16 protein-coding genes are annotated in these 16330 nt (G+C 61.7%); 4 read left to right on the top strand and 12 right to left on the bottom strand.

The genetic code is table 11. The features are described from left to right. Positions 1–78 precede the first annotated feature (78 nt). The 10 genes from rpoS to KVY02_RS03995 form a co-directional block, all read right to left on the bottom strand. On the bottom strand, positions 79–1053 hold the full coding sequence (gene rpoS, locus KVY02_RS04040) for an RNA polymerase sigma factor RpoS (RefSeq protein ID WP_081136430.1): 975 nt from the start codon (positions 1051–1053) through the stop codon (positions 79–81). A gap of 152 nt (positions 1054–1205) precedes the next feature. Next, positions 1206–2225, bottom strand: coding sequence for a peptidoglycan DD-metalloendopeptidase family protein (locus KVY02_RS04035; RefSeq protein ID WP_016916300.1), 1020 nt, complete (start codon positions 2223–2225; stop codon positions 1206–1208). 56 nt (positions 2226–2281) lie between these two features. After that, positions 2282–3193, bottom strand: a complete 912-nt coding sequence (locus KVY02_RS04030; RefSeq protein ID WP_371317398.1) for a DUF368 domain-containing protein — start codon at positions 3191–3193, stop codon at positions 2282–2284. A gap of 38 nt (positions 3194–3231) precedes the next feature. Then, the gene (locus KVY02_RS04025; protein ID WP_016916298.1) at positions 3232–3909 is read right to left on the bottom strand and encodes a protein-L-isoaspartate(D-aspartate) O-methyltransferase; all 678 of its coding nucleotides are present in this window, start codon (positions 3907–3909) and stop codon (positions 3232–3234) included. Then, positions 3896–4642, bottom strand: a complete 747-nt coding sequence (gene surE, locus KVY02_RS04020; protein WP_081192483.1) for a 5'/3'-nucleotidase SurE — start codon at positions 4640–4642, stop codon at positions 3896–3898. Before surE ends, KVY02_RS04025 begins: the two co-directional genes overlap by 14 nt. 21 nt (positions 4643–4663) lie before the next feature. Next, complete coding sequence (truD, locus tag KVY02_RS04015; RefSeq protein WP_218314461.1) at positions 4664–5704, bottom strand: tRNA pseudouridine(13) synthase TruD; 1041 nt, start codon at positions 5702–5704, stop codon at positions 4664–4666. After that, positions 5697–6185, bottom strand: a complete 489-nt coding sequence (gene ispF, locus KVY02_RS04010) for a 2-C-methyl-D-erythritol 2,4-cyclodiphosphate synthase (RefSeq protein WP_218314460.1) — start codon at positions 6183–6185, stop codon at positions 5697–5699. The genes truD and ispF overlap by 8 nt, the downstream gene beginning before the upstream one ends. Then, the gene (gene ispD / locus KVY02_RS04005) at positions 6185–6910 is read right to left on the bottom strand and encodes a 2-C-methyl-D-erythritol 4-phosphate cytidylyltransferase (RefSeq protein WP_218314458.1); all 726 of its coding nucleotides are present in this window, start codon (positions 6908–6910) and stop codon (positions 6185–6187) included. The genes ispF and ispD overlap by 1 nt, the downstream gene beginning before the upstream one ends. After that, positions 6907–7272: a cell division protein FtsB gene (gene ftsB, locus KVY02_RS04000; protein ID WP_016916293.1), complete on the bottom strand. Its 366-nt coding sequence runs from the start codon at positions 7270–7272 to the stop codon at positions 6907–6909. Before ftsB ends, ispD begins: the two co-directional genes overlap by 4 nt. A gap of 44 nt (positions 7273–7316) precedes the next feature. Beyond that, complete coding sequence (locus KVY02_RS03995; protein WP_218314457.1) at positions 7317–8489, bottom strand: GNAT family N-acetyltransferase; 1173 nt, start codon at positions 8487–8489, stop codon at positions 7317–7319. 144 nt (positions 8490–8633) lie between these two features. On the opposite strand from KVY02_RS03995, the gene KVY02_RS03990 reads away from it, so the two are divergent. The 4 genes from KVY02_RS03990 (at position 8634) to KVY02_RS03975 (ending at position 15302) form a co-directional block, all read left to right on the top strand. Beyond that, positions 8634–9989 carry an aldehyde dehydrogenase family protein gene (locus KVY02_RS03990; RefSeq protein WP_218314455.1) on the top strand — a complete coding sequence of 452 codons (1356 nt, stop codon included), beginning with the start codon at positions 8634–8636 and terminating at the stop codon, positions 9987–9989. A 72-nt stretch (positions 9990–10061) separates the two neighbouring features. After that, complete coding sequence (locus tag KVY02_RS03985; protein ID WP_218314454.1) at positions 10062–12683, top strand: GAF domain-containing protein; 2622 nt, start codon at positions 10062–10064, stop codon at positions 12681–12683. Further along, positions 12680–14449, top strand: coding sequence for an EAL domain-containing protein (locus KVY02_RS03980; RefSeq protein ID WP_218314453.1), 1770 nt, complete (start codon positions 12680–12682; stop codon positions 14447–14449). Before KVY02_RS03985 ends, KVY02_RS03980 begins: the two co-directional genes overlap by 4 nt. Beyond that, on the top strand, positions 14439–15302 hold the full coding sequence (locus KVY02_RS03975; protein ID WP_218314452.1) for a MurR/RpiR family transcriptional regulator: 864 nt from the start codon (positions 14439–14441) through the stop codon (positions 15300–15302). The genes KVY02_RS03980 and KVY02_RS03975 overlap by 11 nt, the downstream gene beginning before the upstream one ends. Before the next feature lie 8 nt (positions 15303–15310). On the opposite strand, the gene KVY02_RS03970 is transcribed toward KVY02_RS03975, so the two are convergent. After that, complete coding sequence (locus tag KVY02_RS03970) at positions 15311–15670, bottom strand: RidA family protein (protein ID WP_039175573.1); 360 nt, start codon at positions 15668–15670, stop codon at positions 15311–15313. A 99-nt stretch (positions 15671–15769) separates the two neighbouring features. Then, complete coding sequence (locus tag KVY02_RS03965; RefSeq protein WP_081192497.1) at positions 15770–16246, bottom strand: Lrp/AsnC family transcriptional regulator; 477 nt, start codon at positions 16244–16246, stop codon at positions 15770–15772. Positions 16247–16330 lie beyond the last annotated feature (84 nt).

Raw genomic sequence — 16330 nt, 5'->3', positions numbered from 1 at the left:
GCGCACCGAGTGAAATGCTCGGTGCGCGGTAGACGTACGTATCAAACGTGCTGGCGAAGCCAGACGGCTTCGACGAGGCTACGCCTCGAAAATCGAATCCAGAGAAAGCCCCTGCTTTTCCAGCGAGCGTCGCAGCTTCTTTAACGCTTCCACCTGAATCTGACGAACACGCTCGCGGGTCAGACCGATTTCGGCGCCCACTTCTTCCAGCGTGGCGGCTTCATGCCCTCGCAGGCCAAAGCGGCGCACCACCACCTCACGCTGTTTCTCGCTGAGCTCGTCCAGCCAGTGGTCGACATGCTCACGCACGTCGCCATCCACGAGGCACGCCTCAGGTCCTTGCACGTCATCATCGGTGAGCGTATCGATGAGAGGTTTGTCACTTTCACCGCCCATCGGGTAGTCCACCGAAGACACACGTTCGTTGAGCCCCAACATCTTCTTGACGGTCTCCACCGGCTTGTCGAGATGCTCGGCAATCTCTTCTGCGGTGGCTTCGTGGTCGAGTTTTTGGGTCAACTCACGGGCAGCGCGCAGGTAGATATTCAGTTCCTTGACCACATGAATCGGCAGACGAATGGTGCGTGTCTGGTTCATCAAGGCGCGTTCGATGGTTTGACGAATCCACCAGGTGGCATAAGTGGAAAAGCGAAAGCCACGCTCAGGGTCGAACTTTTCCACCGCGCGAATCAACCCGAGATTACCTTCTTCGATCAAATCCAGCAGCGTCAAGCCACGGTTCAAATAACGCCGAGCAATCTTGACCACCAAACGCAGGTTGGACTCGATCATCCGTGAGCGCCCCAGGGCATCCCCCTTGCGCGCCAGACGTCCGTAATAGACCTCTTCTTCCGGCGTCAGTAGCGGCGAAAAGCCGATTTCATTGAGGTAGATCTGGGTAGCATCCAGACTCTGAGTGGATTGGCGGTCGTCCCGACCCAGCGCTTTCTCGAACTCTGCCTCCTCAGCCGTGGCATCGTCATCGGCCTCATCCAGCGCTTCCTCAACCTCGTCGAGGTCGATTTCCTGTAGGTCCTTCTCCAGCATACTCATGGTCATACCCCCGTTGTCTCACCTATCCGCCATTCGAAAAAGTCCGGGTGGTCGCACTCCCTGTGCGCGTGCACCTTATTGTTATATGACGCCTTAGTTAGCTGTCCGGGTTACCTTGATCGAGCTAATACGTTACCTTCAGAGCGTGGTGCCTAGCGAGCGGGCAAATAGTCGAGTGGATTCTGTGGCTGGCCATCGCGGCGCACCTCAAAATGCAGCTTGACACTATCTGCGTCGCTATCGCCCATGGTGGCAATGACCTCACCGGCCTCGACGACATCGTTCTCTTTGACACTTAAACTGTCGTTGTGTGCGTAGGCGCTGAGGTACTGATCGTTGTGCTTCAACAATATCAGGTTACCGTAGCCACGCACACCGCTGCCCGCGTACACCACGATACCGGGGCCTGCCGCTCGCACAGGTTGCCCCTTTTGCCCCGCGATATCAATCCCGGCAGTAATGCTCCCACCCTGACCAAACTCACCGGTAATCTCTCCATCGGTAGGCCAGCGCCAGTCGACATTATCGACAGGCGTGAAGGTACGCGAGGAGCGATCCGGGCGAGCGGCCTGAGCAGGCTGCGCCGCAGGCGTTGGCTCTGGCGTTGCGGCGGGCGCGGGCTCGGGAGCCGGCTCGGGCTCGGCGGCAGGTTCAGACGGCGGCTCAGCAGCAGCCGATGCAGGCGGTTCTGACGGCGCCGTATTGGCAGCCACCTGCTGCGCAGCTTCCACGGCGCGAGGCTCCGCCGTCAGGCGCTGGTTACGCTCGATGGCGCTCTCATCGGGCAGCAGCCAGTCCAGTTCCTGCTCGTTACTGGCAACGGCCGTGGCCTGAGGCTGTAACCCAGTGGCTACCACACCCCGCGACGCCGTGGCAGGTGCCTGACTGGGGGCCGTGCTGGCACCCGCGCCTTCCCGCAGGGCGATGGTTTGTCCCGGGTGAATTTGATAAGGAGGGCTGATGTTGTTCAGGGCCGCCAACTGGCGATAATCCAGGTTGTGCTGCCAGGCAATGCCATACAGGGTATCGCCTGCCTTGACGGTGTATTGAGGGGTATTTTCAACCACGCGACGCGCTTCACTCAAATCGCGTACCTGTGGCGTACCCTGCTGTTGGTTGGCACAGCCGCTGATCGCCAGCGCCAACACCGACACGATAAAAACCTTACGCATGCAATCCCTACTCCTTTTCAATGCCGTGCGCTCACACTCACTGATTCGATTCCCGCTCAATGGCTCGGGGTCGTTGAGCGTGAGGAGTGCGTCACTGCGCGACGATTCAATAGTACGACCAGCAGCGCTCCAAAGACCATCAACGATACGACACCAGCGACCTGCGCGGACTCGCCGGTCAGCACGGCGTAGTCGCTGGGTAACAGATAGCGATAGGCCAGCGGTATCATTTGCCCCTCCGAACCCAGCTGGTAGCGTAACAGCTCACGCCAGGGCCAGAGAACCGGCAACGAACCGACGATAAACCCCAGCAGCAGCTGCAGGGTTGCCCCATGATAGCGCTTCAATAGCCATGACAGTAGCCGTGAGGACAGGGCAAGACCCAGCAGGCAACCCATGCCGAACAGGATGATGATCCCCAGGTCGAAGCTGCGAATCGCGCCCATGATGGTGCCGTAGAGGCCCATGGTGAGCAATAGAAAACTCCCCGACACGCCCGGCAGCAGCATGGCACTGATGGCGATGGCGCCTGCGACCACCACGACCATGGCTTCATTACCGATCATCAACACCAGCGGCATCATGCCCGGCAGCAGTTGAGCCAGCAGCAACCCCAGGGTGAGCGGCAGCAGATAGGCTAATTTCCAGCGCTCGCCCGCCTGCCCGACGACCAGCCCCGAAGCCGCCACCAGCCCGAAAAAGAAGCCTTGCAGCAGCAGCGGCTGGGCCTCCATGAGCCAAAGCGCCAAGTGCGCGACGCTGAACAGGCTGATGGCGACACCGGCCAGCAGAGGCGTCAGGAAGGCCAGGTTGAGGTGGACATAAAGCCCGCGCAGCCCACCATGACGCCAGGCCCCCAGGGCGCTGGGGCCAAACTGTTTGATGGTGTTGATCAGCTCTTCATAGATACCGGTAATGAACGCAATGGTGCCACCGGACACTCCGGGAACGGCATCGGCGGCTCCCATGCCAGTGCCTTTGAAAAAAAGTTCTATCGCTCGACGCTTCAATCCACAACTCCTTGCAACAGGGGAACAAAGCGCACGGGTTCGAGCCGGCGCTTTTCAAATGCACAGCCAATGCGCTTGACCTGGGTCAGCCATTGGCTGCCGTCGGACTCTTCCAGCGGCGCAATCAATGCGCCTTCTGGCGTCAACTGCTCAAGCAATGCCTGGGGTAGCGTTTGCGCACAGGCAGTGAGCAAAATCACATCGAAAGGGGCGGCTTCCGGCCACCCTTCGCCCCCATCGGCCACGGCGAGAGTCGCCGGGGCATCCAGCCGCCACAGTCGCTCTGCCGCACGCGCGTGCAGCGCGTGGATGCGCTCGACGGAGTAGAGAGTGTCGACCAGGCGCGACAGAATCAGCGTTTGGTAGCCGGAACCCGTTCCGACCTCCAGCACACGCCGGGGCGACGCCTTCAAGACCAGCTCGGTCATGCGCGCTACGGTCAGGGGTTGCGACAGGGTCTGTCCAAAACCAATCGGCAGCGCGGTGTCTTCATAGGCGCGGTGCGCCAGTGCTTCGTCCACGAACAAGTGGCGTGGCTCACGGGCCATGACCTCCAGCACCCGCGTATCCTGTACGCCCTGCTGCTGCAGCCGTTCGATCATGCGATCTCGGGTGCGCTGAGAGGTCATACCACGCCCTCTCAACTCGCCGGGAGATAGATCAGGCAAAGGCATCCAACCAGTCCTGTACATCACGGCGCGCCGGGTGGCGCGTCAGGTCAGTTTGCAGCGGGGTAATCGAGACATAGCCCGCCTCGACCGCCGCAAAATCGGTATCTTCACCATCATCGGCGTTGGCCGCCACCGGGGCAATCCAGTAGCGCGTGCGGCCACGGGGGTCTTGCACCGGCACGGGCTTTTCAGCGGGGCCGCGATACCCTAGCCGAGTGACCTTGACGCCTTTGATGGCTTCCCAAGGCAAATCGGGCACATTGACGTTGAGCAGCGTACGCGGCGGCAGCGACAGTCGATCAGAGGCCCCCACCAGGCTGGCCGCTACGTGCGCGGCCGTAGCGAAGTGCTGGGTGCCGCACAGCGACATGGCGATGGCCGTCATGCCCAGGTTACGGCCCTCCATGGCGGCGGCTACCGTCCCGGAGTAGAGCACGTCATCGCCCAGGTTGCTGCCATGATTGATGCCGGAGATGACCAGCTCTGGCCGTTCGTCCCACAGGCCGTTCACGCCCAGATAGACGCAGTCGGCCGGGGTGCCATCGACGCTATAGAAACCGCTGTCCAGTGCGGTCAGCGACAGCGGCCGAGACAGGGTCAGCGAATTGCTGGCCCCGCTACGATCGCGGTCAGGGGCAACCACGCGCAGGTGCGCATGGGCCGTGAGCGCATCATGCAGCGCCTTCAGGCCGGGGGCGTGAACGCCATCGTCATTGGAAAGCAGCAGTCGCCGCATGTCGGTCTCCTTACACGTACATCAGGCGGTATCGGGGTGGTGGATCAACTCGCCGATCACCGCCGTGGCAAAACTACCTCGCGGCAGGGCAAATGAGAGTAGCACAGCGCCGTCTTCATGGGTGATGCTGGGCGCCACCAGGCAGGCCCTCAGTGCCCGTTGAGCACGCTTGACGCCACTTTTTTCAAGCCCTTCACACAGCGCTGGATGCCGCTGTCGAAGCAGAGTTTCATACTTCGCCGCCGCCCCCTGCGCCAATTCACCAACACCCCACAACACCCCGGTGGGGTGAAGATCCATCGCGGCGGCCCGCTCGATCAGCGCCTCATCCACTGAATCGACGGCAAACACGCTCTGGGTGCCTTCCAGCATCAGCGTGTCGCCTGCCAGCGGGCAGCACCAACTGCCGTCCTGCAAGCGCACGCTGAGCAGTTCGTTGAACAGAAAGCTGCGGGCGGTGGAGAGCATCATGCCCTGACGGTCATCGCGTTTGCGCCAGCCCTTGGCCAGCACCGCCTGGGCTCGCTGCAAGTTGCGGGCACCCGCGCCAAAGCGCTGATGGCCAAAATAGTTGGGGACGCCGTGACGGCACAGTGCTTCCCAACGCGCGGTAAAGTCTTCCCGCTGCACGGCGTCGCCACTGAGCCGCAGTTGAAAATGGTTGGTGCGATGCACGCCGCGCTTCAGCTTGCGCGGGTGGCGCGCCTGCTCCAGCACCTGAATGCCCAGCTCGGCCAGGGCACCTGCCAGCCCTTCAGGCGCTTGGCGCCCCGGCAGATGTACGCTAAGCCACTGCCGCGTGACGGCAACCCGGTCTTTCATTCCTGAGTAGCCGATGTCGCGTTGCCCCACGCTGCATAGTCGGCTGAGCTGTCTGACCACCTCCAGCGTGGTCAGGTTGCGCTTCTCCACCCGCAGCCAGAGATGCTCGCCCTGCCCTTCGGGGATGAAGTCGAGCTGCTCGTCGACCCAAAAATCTTCCGGCGCGGTGCGGTAGTGGCCAGGGGCGGGCGGGCCGAAATCGGCCGTCAGGCTGCGCTGCCAATCAGGAAGTTCAAGCATCCGCTGACACTCGCGGGGTCAGCAGCACCACGGCCTCGGCAGCGATACCTTCACCCCGCCCGGTGAAGCCCAGCCGCTCGGTGGTGGTGGCCTTGACGTTCACCTGGCCCAGGGCGATTTCCAGATCCTGGGCAATGACGGTTCGCATGGCCTGGATATGAGGCGCCATTTTAGGGGCCTGCGCCATCAAAGTGGCATCGAGATTGCCCACCTCGTAGCCGGCATGGCGCACCAGCGACATGACGTGACGCAGCAGGCCACGGCTGTCGGCGCCTTGCCAGGCGGGGTCGGTATCCGGAAAATGATGGCCGATATCGCCCAGCGCACAGGCACCCAGCAGCGCATCGCTGATGGCATGCAGCAGCACATCACCATCGGAGTGCGCCACGAACCCCTGCTCGAAGGGCAGCGCGACGCCTCCAATCATGAGATGGTCGCCGGGTCCAAAGCGATGCACGTCAAATCCATGGCCAATTCGCATTAGGCGCTCCTGTTGCCGTTATCCGCCATCGACGCGGCGGCTTGTTGAGTGTGTAGGATGGCGCCAGCCAGCGCCAGATCGCCGGGGTGGGTCACTTTCAGGTTGTCGCGGCGGCCGCTGACCAGCCGCGGCGCTTCTCCCAATGCTTCGACGGCAGAGGCTTCGTCGGTGACCAGCGTACCGTGCTGTTCGGCATGCTCCAGGGCGCGCAGCAGCAGCGCGTAACGAAAGCCTTGCGGAGTCAGCGCATGCCACAGACCGTCGCGGGGTTCAGTGCGCAGGCTGCACTGATCACCTCGGTCACGCTTCATGGTGTCGGCCACCGGCATGGCCAACAGCGCACCGGCCGAATGGCGCTGGATGGCCGCATGCAGCGCCAGCAAGTCCTGCTGGGTAATACAGGGGCGCGCCACGTCATGCACCATGACGATGTCATCCGCACGAGCGGGAATGGCACGCAGCGCGTTGAGCACGCTATGCATGCGCTCCTGGCCGCCATCGACCCGCTGCCAGCGCTTGAACGGTACGCTATGCGGGTCGAACCAGCCGTCGTCGCGATCCAGACAGAGCACCAAGTGGGCCTCAGGAAAAGCCTGGGCTAGCCGTGCCAGGGTGTGGGCCAGGATCGGCTGCCCATCGAGCGACAAATACTGTTTGGGTCGATCAGCCTCCATGCGCTTGCCCTGCCCTGCGGCGGGCACCACCAGCCAGAGCGTTTCACTCATGGCTCACCGCCTTCGCGCTCACGCGGTGGAATGACTCCCGGCTGGGCGATCAACCCCGCATGAATCCCCAGCAGCTCGTTTTCGATGGCGACACCAGGCACCCAGAAAAATTGCTCGTCGGAACGCACCATGCCCATATCGCTGCGCGCACGCTCTTCGATGGCGGCCAGCCCGGTTTTCAAATCCGTGACCTCGGCCGCCAGTCGGGCGTTACGCTCGCGCAGGGGCTGATTGGCCGCTTCCTGTTCAGCCACACGCTCTTCGACCCGCTGAAGGTCGCGCCAGCCGCCGTTGCCCAGCCACAGCTGGTACTGCATCAGGCCAAGCACCGCCAGCAGTATCACCAAGAGCCATCTGTGCATGAGAGTGTTCCTGTATAAAAGCCAGAGCGGCGCGCATTATGCCATCAAGCCGCAGGGTCCTGCGACGCCAGAGGCGACTTATAGGGTAAAGACTGGCTGGCCGCCTGCCGATACGCCTGAACATGCTCGGCTTCCTGCTGGCAAAACTGCCCTACTCCGGCAGCCAACCCAGGGTGAACGATGTAGTGCAGCGAACGCACGCGCTGCGGGGTAAAGCCGCGCACCAGTTTGTGCTCTCCCTGCGTGCCGGGGTCGAACAGCGTCAACCCGGCTTCCAGGCAATACTCGATACCTTGATAGTAGCAAGCTTCGAAGTGCAGGCAGTCGGCGACCACTTCACTGCCCCAGTAGCGGCCATAGAGGGTCGTGGCATCCTGAAAACAGAGCGCCGCTGCCACCGGGCGGTCTTCCAACCGGGCCTGGATCAGCACCAGCGACTCGCTCATGGTATGACGCAGGCGCTCGAAAAAGGCGTGATTCAAATACGGTGGGCGACCACGCTCATGGTAGGTAATGGTGTAGCAGCGGTAGAAGTGCGCCATGTCTGTGTCACTGATCTCACTGCCCACCAAACGCGTCAGGGTAATCCCCTGCTCGGCCACCAATCGGCGCTCACGTTTGATCATCTTGCGGCGCTTGGAGGCCAGCGAGGCCAGAAAGCCTTCGAAATCCCCAAACCCCTGGTCACGCCACTGAAACTGTACGCCTTCACGAGTGATGAGCTGCGGCCACTGTCGTTGCCAGGCGCCCACCTCCTGCTCATGGGCAAACAGCAGATGCCAACTGGAGAGCTCCCGGGCTTCACACAGCTGCTCGATACCCTGGGCTAAACAGGCGTATACCTCAGCAGCAGGTGCCTCCACGGCGATCAGAGTGCGTGGCCCAGGCACGGGGGTAAACGGCACCGCACTCAGCGCCTTGGGGTAATACTGCCCTCCTGCCCGTTCCAGCGCGTCGGCCCAGCCCCAGTCGAACACGTACTCACCGTAGGAGTGGTATTTGCGATACAGCGGCAGCGCCCCGACGAGCTGCTGCCCTTGCCAGACGCACAGATGACTGGGCTGCCATCCCGTGGCAGCACTGACCGAGCCGCTTTGCTCCAGCGCCTGGAGAAACGCATGACGCATGAACGGCTGACCCGTCGCAGCCAATGCATCCCACTGGCTTGCCGAAACGGCCTCGATGGCAGGTAGAATGGTCAACGACAGAGAAGGCATGACAACTCCCAGGGCACGGGCAGACGCCGTGGATGGCTTACTTTACCATTAACGATGTGAACAATTGTCAATGTCTGGCGTCGAGGGTTTCCCCCTCTATAACCTGCCAGTATGGTCAATGTCGAACGATTCCAAGGAGTGGCCATGAAGCGTGATCTCACGACCCTACTGACCGCGCAGCGGGAAACCGCCGCCACTGCGCCCTACCCGACCCTCGCCATTCGGCGTGAGCGTCTGGCACGCTTGGCACTCATGACACGGCGCCATCAACGGGCGATCATCCAGGCGATTCAAGCGGATTTTGGTCAGCGCAGTGAAGTGGAAATTCGCCTGGCCGAGATCAGCTCGGTGCTGCACGCCATTCGCCACGCCCGCCTGCACTTGTGGCACTGGATGCGCCCGCAAGCCGCCACCATGCCTTGGCGGCTGTGGCCAGCCCGCGCGCGCATCTCGCCCCAGCCGCTGGGGGTGGTGGGCGTCATGTCTGCCTGGAACTACCCCTGGTGCCTGGCGCTAATGCCCATCGTGGATGCGCTGGCCGCGGGTAATACCGTGCTCCTCAAGCCCAGCGAGCAGGCGCCGCATACCAGCGCGCTGCTGGCCCAGCTGGTGCCGCAATACTTTACCGATGACGAGTTCGTGGTGATCGAGGGAGGTGAGGACGTGGCCGCCGCCTTCAGCGCACTGCCGTTCGACCACCTGGTCTTTACCGGCTCGAGCCGCGTGGGCCGTCTGGTCGCAGCCGCCGCTGCGATCAACTTGACCCCGGTGACGCTGGAGCTGGGCGGCAAGTCGCCGGCGCTGGTTGCCAGTGACGCGGACCTGGATAGCGCTGCCGAGGCCATCGTGTTCGGCAAAGGGTTCAACAACGGCCAAACCTGCCTGGCCCCGGATTACGTGCTGGTCGACGCCAGCCGCATGGAGGCCTTGATCAAGGCGCTGGAGTTGGCCATACGCCATCAGCGGCCCAACGCCAGGGAAGCCACCGGCCATGTCAGTGAACACTTCGCCACACGCAGTGAGCGCCTGATCGAGCAAGCGCGTGATCAAGGTTGCCGCGTGATCGATCACGGCCCCCACGCCCCCGCGCTGGTCGTCGACCCCCATCAGGGGCTTGCTCTCATGCAAGAGGAGATCTTTGGCCGCGCCTTGCCGATCATTAGCGTGCAGCATCAGGAGGACGCGCTGCGCTTCATCAATGCTCGCCCAGCGCCGCTGGTGCTGTATGCCTTTACCCATGACAAGGCGCTGCAGCAGCTGCTGCGTGAGGGCACTCGCTCGGGCGCGCTAGTGTTCAACGAAACATTGCTGCACCACGCCGTACCCTCGCTGCCTTTTGGGGGCGTCGGTGAAAGCGGCATGGGGGCTTATCATGGCCGCCACGGCTTCGAGCGTTTCAGCCATATGCGGGGGGAGTTCTATCAGTCCAAACGCGGCAGCAGCCGCTGGCTGCGGCCTCCCTATCGCCGCTGGCTGCTGAAATTACTCAGGCTCGGCTAAAGATTACAGGCCAACGCCCGATATTTATCTAATATGCTTTGACTGCATACGCTCACACACTCAGGGATTGCCATGCACGCGGCCGACTTACCAGACAATGAACCTCAGCGCCTGGCAGCCCTGCATGGGTTACACGTTCTCGACACCGCCGACGACGAGGGCTTTTCACGCCTGACACAGTTGGCCTGCGACCTGTTTGACGTGCCCACATCGCTGGTATCGCTGGTGGACCGAGACCGCCAGTGGTTCAAGGCGCGCCAAGGGCTCGATGCCTGCGAAACCAACCGTGAAGTGTCGTTCTGCGCCCACGCCGTGGCGGCCGACGCGCCGCTGGTGGTGGAGGATACCCACGAGGACGAACGTTTTTGCGATAACCCGCTAGTCACCGGAGCTCCCTACATACGCTTCTATGCAGGCCACCCTCTCCGACCGACTCAAGGGATGGTCGTGGGCACGCTGTGCCTGATTGGCCCCGAGCCACGCCCATTTTCCGATCGTGACCACCGGCTACTCGAACAGCTGGCAGGCCAGGTCGATGAGCTGCTGCGTCAGCATCAGATGCGCTATCACCTCTCCCAAACGAATCTGCGCTATCAGACTCTGTTCAATGGTAGCGCCACGGGCATCGTCCGCATCGACCGCTCAGGCAAGGTGCTGAGCATCAATCCCTACGCGCTCAGCATGCTGGGCTATGCCCATCATGAAGTGGTAGGGCGCAACGTTTCCATACTGACACCCGCGTCCATCCGTGACCAACATGACGGTTTCCTGGCCCACTTTCTGGCCGGAGGCGACCCCAGGGTGATTGGCCGTGGCCGGGAAGTCGACGCCCTGCACCAGCAGGGCCACACCGTGCCGGTGCATCTCGCGGTCAATGCCATTGCCGATGAAAAAGGAGACGTCGTCGAGTTTCTGGGCATCCTGACCAACCTGACGGATGTCCATGCCGCCAACCAGCGCATGCACAAGGAGCAGAGCCTGCTCAAGGTGTTGCATCAGGGTATCACCGACTATCAGGCGCTGATGTCCGGCGAGCAGCTGTGGACGTTTCTGATGGAGGCACTGCGCGAGCTGACCGACAGTGACTACGCCCTGATCGGCGAAGTGCTCCCCACGGACACCACCAGTGCCTTGAAGATCCACGCCATTACCGATCTGTCCTGGAACGACGAGTCGCGCCACCTGATGGAAATGTTACGCAGTGGCGACATGACCCTGATCAACCCAAACTCGCTGCTGGGGCGGGTGTACGCCCATGGCGAAACGGTCATCACCGATGACGTTGATGGGCACAGCAAGCGAGGCGGCTTCCCTCCCGGTCACCCGCGGCTGGACAACTACCTGGGTGCGCCCATTTTCAGTGGCGACCGCTTGATTGGCATGTTTGCCATCGCCAACAGCAGACAACCGCTGGACCAGTCGTTACTCAATTGGCTGCAGCCTTTTACCGATACCTGCGCCCTGTTGATCAATCTTTATCGGCAAATGGCCGAACGCGAACAGGTCGCCCTGGACCTCGCCACGGCCCGTGACCAGGCGGAAAAGGCCAACCGAGCCAAGAGCGATTTCCTCTCTTCGATGAGCCATGAGCTGCGCACCCCCTTGAATGCCATCATCGGCTTTGCCCAGCTGCTGGCCCAGGGCCGTCGAGACCTGCTGAGCGACAAACAGCAGCGGCAGGTAGGCCAAATCGAGAAGAGCGGCCAGCACCTGCTAAGCCTGATCAATGAAGTGCTGGACCTGGCCAAGATAGAGTCGGGGCACATGAGCCTATCCCTCGAAGCCATCTCTCTTCAGCAGTTGATAGAAGATGCCGCCAGCACCCTGGAAGCCAACGTGGATGCCGCAGGCCTTCACTTCCAGCGTCCGGACATTGCGCCAGACTGGGTCGTGCAGGCGGACTACACGCGCACCAAACAGGTCCTGCTGAACCTATTCTCCAATGCCATCAAATACAACCGCCCTCAGGGGAGCATCACCCTTGAGGTGGTGCCGCAGGCGCCCATGTTCTGCATCTGCGTCACCGATACCGGCAAAGGCATCCCTGCCGAACGTTTGGAAGAGTTGTTCGAACCCTTCAATCGGCTGGATGAGGAGCACGGCGTCATCGAAGGGACGGGCATCGGCCTGGCCATTACCCGTGAGCTGGTGGAGCGAATGGGGGGGGCCATTGGCGTGGACAGCCAACCCGAACGTGGCTCCACCTTCTGGTTTACCTTGCCCATGGCAGAAAAAAACACCGCCGAGCCTTCCTCGGCGGTGTCGGCAACGCTGGAAGACACTGCCTCACAGAGCAGCTACCGCCTGCTCTATATCGAGGATAACCCCACCAACCAGAAGCTCATGGAAGATATCGTGGACGACTACCCACACGTCCAGCTGCAAACCGTGTCCAGCGCCGAGCTGGGGCTTGAAATCATGCGCTACTCACCGCCCGACCTGGTATTGATCGACATCAACCTGCCCGGCATGAACGGTTATCGAGCGCTGGAGATCATTCGCCACGATGCGCAGCTTAAGCACCTTCCCATCATTGCCCTGTCGGCCAACGCCATGGAACGGGACATTGCCCGAGGCCTCGAGGCTGGCTTTGCCGACTACCTGACCAAGCCCATCGACCTCGACAAGCTCTCCGCGACCCTGAGCCACTATCTGGCTGTCGCCCCCGCCCACTCTCCAAGGATGGCCACATGACCCTGATGAGCAAGCGCTTACTCATCGTCGACGACAACAGCATCAACGTCGAGCTGCTGCTGGACCTGCTGGACGACCACGGCTTCGATAACGTGCAGGGGGTCAGCGACCCGCGCCAAGTGCTAGGCCTGTGCCAGCAGCAGCTGCCCGACCTGATTCTGCTGGATATTCGGATGCCCTACCTGGACGGTTATGGGGTCATGGCGCAGCTACAGGCGCACTTCGAGGCTCAGATGCCGCCGGTCATCGTGCTGACCGCGCAGATCGATGACGAGACACGCCACAAAGCGCTGGGCATGGGAGTGCGTGACTTTCTCACCAAGCCTTTCAAGCATGACGAAGTCCTCCAGCGCATTCGCAATACGCTGGACGTGGAGCACCGTTATCAAGTGCGCGATCAGCAGGCCGAGACCCTCGAACAGATGGTGGCCAAACGCACCGAAGAGCTGGACCGCCAGTCGCGCACCGACCACATCACCCAGCTACCCAACCGACGGGCGCTGACCCAGACGCTACAAGAGGCCGCCCAGGCAGGTGACGACACTGGCCTGCTGTTCATTGCCCTGGATCACCTCGACGATGTGGTACGCCTGCACGGCTACGGCGTGGCCGACCAGCTGCTGGTGCATATCAGCCATCGGCTCCACGCCCAGCTATGTGAACGCTGCACCCTGGGCGTATGGGGCGGCAGTGAACTGCTGGTCATTGCCGATAGCAACGACCTCAAGGCACTGCGCCAGCTGGCATCCAAGCTGCTGAGCTGTTTCGATCAGGATCAGGCAGTGGGAGACCTGCTGCTGCCGCTAAATGCACGTATCGGTATCAGTTGGTCACAGGGCTCGTTCGACAGCGAGCGGCTGGTGCACAAGGCCGCTCTGGCGCTGCCTCAGACTGGCTCGCTGCGCCTTCAAAGCTACAACGAAACGCTGGAAACCCAGCAGCGCCACCGCCTGCACCTGCAGCAGGCGATTCGCGGGGCGACCCAGCGTGGCGAGATGTCGCTGGCCTTTCAGCCCAAGCTATCGCTGGGCACTCAGCGGGTGCTGGGTGCCGAAGCGCTGCTGCGCTGGCACCATCCCGAGCTGGGGCATGTCTCGCCTGGCGATTTCATCCCCTTGGCCGAGGCCAGTGGCGATATTCTGTCGATTGGTGAGTGGGTGCTGGAAGAGGCTATGCGCCATATTGCCCAGTGGCGGCAGCAGGGCCTGCTGGATGATGTCTTCCATATCGCCGTCAACGTGGCCGCGCGGCAATTGGCACGCAAGGACTTTGCCGAAGCGCTGCTGGCGCGACTCGCCCGGCACGGGATTCCGGCGCGCTTTTTTGCGCTCGAAGTGACCGAGTCTGGTCTGCTCAGCGACCTGGATAACGCGCGTATCCAGTTGGCCCAGTTGGCGGACGTGAATATTGCCGTGGCCATCGATGATTTTGGCACCGGCCACTCATCCCTCGCTTATGTGAAGACCCTGCCTTTCTCGACGCTGAAAATTGACCGGGCCTTCGTCATGGATCTGGAAAAGGACGCCGTGGATCGTCACTTGGCCTTGACCATCACCCAACTGGCCCATGCGGTGGGCTGTGACGTCGTCGCCGAGGGCATCGAAACGGCTGCCCAGGCCGACTATTTGCGTTCGATAGGTTGCGAAGCGGCGCAAGGGTATTACTATGCTCGTCCACTGCCTGCAGATGAGTTTTATCACTGGTGCAGCCAGTGGACGCCTCGTTTACCCTCAACGCCTGCCACGGAGTCAGTCAATGGCGCATGACCTGCTAGACCGCCTAAGGGAACGTCTCGAAGAGCTGAATCGTTCGGAGCGCAAGGTGGCGAACGTGATCCTCGACGACCCGGCAGCCGCCACCAGCCTGAGCATTGCCAGCCTCGCTCAGGCGGCCAGCGTCAGCGAGCCTACCGTGAACCGGTTTTGCCGCAACTTCGGCGCCAAGGGTTATCCCGATTTCAAGATCAAGCTGGCGCAGAGCCTGGCCGGCGGAACGCCTTACGTGACCCGTGCCGTCGAGCCCGGCGATACGGCCACTCAGTACACGCACAAGATTTTCGGAGCCACCATTGCCGCCCTGGACGAAGCCCAGCGCGAGGTGGACATGGCCGCCGTCGAGCGCATGGTGGATTACCTGACCCAGGCCAAGCAGATTCACTTTTTCGGGTTGGGTGCCTCCGGCGCCGTGGCCCAGGATGCGCAGCACAAGTTCTTCCGCTTCAACCTGCCGGTCATGGCGTATGTGGATGTGCTGATGCAACGCATGGTGGCTGCCGCCTGCCATACGGGCGATGTGGTGGTGATCATTTCCTACACGGGCCGCACGCGGGAGTTGGTCGATATCGCCAGGGTGGCCCGCGAAGCAGGCGCCGTGGTGCTGGGGATTACCGCACCGGACTCTCCGCTCTCACGGGAGTGCACCGCGACCCTGGACGTCGCCACCCCCGAAGATACCGACCACTACATGCCCATGACCTCCCGAATGATTCAGCTCACCTTGATCGATGCGCTGGCCACGGGGGTCACCCTCAGGCGCGGCGAAGACTTCTTGCCGCACCTGAAGAAGATCAAGGACAGCCTGCGCGATACCCGTTTTCCGGCCGAAAAACCAGCCAAGTAACGCGGCGACTACGCATCCACCGCCGTGGTCACGGTAATCTCGACTTTCAACTCATCGGCAGGCATCGGTGCACACACGCAGGTGCGTGCCGGTGCATGGCCTTCCGGTACCCAGGCATCCCAAACCTCGTTCATGGCCGCAAAATCGCTGCCCTCCTTGAGGTAGATCGTCGCGCTGAGCAACTGCTCGCGGCTGGAGCCGATCTCCTTCAACAGCGCATCCACTCGCGCCAGCATGCTCTCGGTCTGCTCCTTGATATCGCCATGGCGCGCCTCGGGGCCCGCCACCTGGCCGCACAGATACGCCACGCCGCCATGGATCACGGCACGGCTCATGCGGGCTTTTGTATCATGACGCTGAATACTCATGGTTCAATCTCCTGTATCGATTAAAAAAAGCAGTGTAAACCGCCAGCAAGCCACTGCCTATGCCATATCGAACTGCCCGGTCATATCGAACTGCCCGTTTCAGGTAGGTACCGGGCGGTGCTCGAAGACGCGGCGCAACACAAAGCTGGTATGCGCCCCCGTGACCCCTTCGATCCGATTGATGACATGCAGCAGCAGATGCTGGTAGTCATCCATGTCCTTGACCAGAATCTTGAGCTGAAAGTCGGCGGCTTGACCCGTGATGATCAAGCACTCCACCACGTTGGGGATGTCACGCACGTGGCGCTCGAAGTTATCGAAGCGCTCGGGGGTGTGTTGGTCCATGGAAATATGCAGCAGCGCCATCAGTTGATAGCCCAGCGGCCGAGCGTCTACCACGGCCCGATACTGGGTAATCAGCCCATGGGTTTCCAGCGCTCGAACCCGGCGCAGGCAGGGGGATGGCGAAAGGCCTATGCGTTCGGCCAGCTCCTGGTTACTGATGCGCCCTTCCTGCTGGAGAATAGCCAGGATACGACGATCATAACGATCCAGCGTCAGGGGAGTTACCGACATACTCGACAGCCTCTACTAATGAAATACATAAAACCGCCATATTCTGCCACTTTTTTTGCCTACTGACCTATTTTCGCAATAACC

Origin of the sequence: Halomonas sp. 18071143 (assembly GCF_019211725.1) — a bacterium.
GTDB classification, from domain to species: Bacteria; Pseudomonadota; Gammaproteobacteria; order Pseudomonadales; family Halomonadaceae; genus Vreelandella; species Vreelandella stevensii.
The sequence above is the reverse complement of the archived record's forward strand: the minus strand, read 5'-3'. Positions and strand labels throughout refer to the sequence as shown.

Bases quoted from the DNA above. Each gene is read 5' to 3' on its own strand.
- rpoS (WP_081136430.1), bottom strand. From the start codon at position 1,053: ATGAGTATGCTGGAGAAGGACCTACAGGAAATCGACCTCGACGAGGTT.
- KVY02_RS04035 (WP_016916300.1), bottom strand. From the start codon at position 2,225: ATGCGTAAGGTTTTTATCGTGTCGGTGTTGGCGCTGGCGATCAGCGGC.
- KVY02_RS04030 (WP_371317398.1), bottom strand. From the start codon at position 3,193: ATGGGAGCCGCCGATGCCGTTCCCGGAGTGTCCGGTGGCACCATTGCG.
- KVY02_RS04025 (WP_016916298.1), bottom strand. From the start codon at position 3,909: ATGCCTTTGCCTGATCTATCTCCCGGCGAGTTGAGAGGGCGTGGTATG.
- surE (WP_081192483.1), bottom strand. From the start codon at position 4,642: ATGCGGCGACTGCTGCTTTCCAATGACGATGGCGTTCACGCCCCCGGC.
- truD (WP_218314461.1), bottom strand. From the start codon at position 5,704: ATGCTTGAACTTCCTGATTGGCAGCGCAGCCTGACGGCCGATTTCGGC.
- ispF (WP_218314460.1), bottom strand. From the start codon at position 6,185: ATGCGAATTGGCCATGGATTTGACGTGCATCGCTTTGGACCCGGCGAC.
- ispD (WP_218314458.1), bottom strand. From the start codon at position 6,910: ATGAGTGAAACGCTCTGGCTGGTGGTGCCCGCCGCAGGGCAGGGCAAG.
- ftsB (WP_016916293.1), bottom strand. From the start codon at position 7,272: ATGCACAGATGGCTCTTGGTGATACTGCTGGCGGTGCTTGGCCTGATG.
- KVY02_RS03995 (WP_218314457.1), bottom strand. From the start codon at position 8,489: ATGCCTTCTCTGTCGTTGACCATTCTACCTGCCATCGAGGCCGTTTCG.
- KVY02_RS03990 (WP_218314455.1), top strand. From the start codon at position 8,634: ATGAAGCGTGATCTCACGACCCTACTGACCGCGCAGCGGGAAACCGCC.
- KVY02_RS03985 (WP_218314454.1), top strand. From the start codon at position 10,062: ATGCACGCGGCCGACTTACCAGACAATGAACCTCAGCGCCTGGCAGCC.
- KVY02_RS03980 (WP_218314453.1), top strand. From the start codon at position 12,680: ATGACCCTGATGAGCAAGCGCTTACTCATCGTCGACGACAACAGCATC.
- KVY02_RS03975 (WP_218314452.1), top strand. From the start codon at position 14,439: ATGGCGCATGACCTGCTAGACCGCCTAAGGGAACGTCTCGAAGAGCTG.
- KVY02_RS03970 (WP_039175573.1), bottom strand. From the start codon at position 15,670: ATGAGTATTCAGCGTCATGATACAAAAGCCCGCATGAGCCGTGCCGTG.
- KVY02_RS03965 (WP_081192497.1), bottom strand. From the start codon at position 16,246: ATGTCGGTAACTCCCCTGACGCTGGATCGTTATGATCGTCGTATCCTG.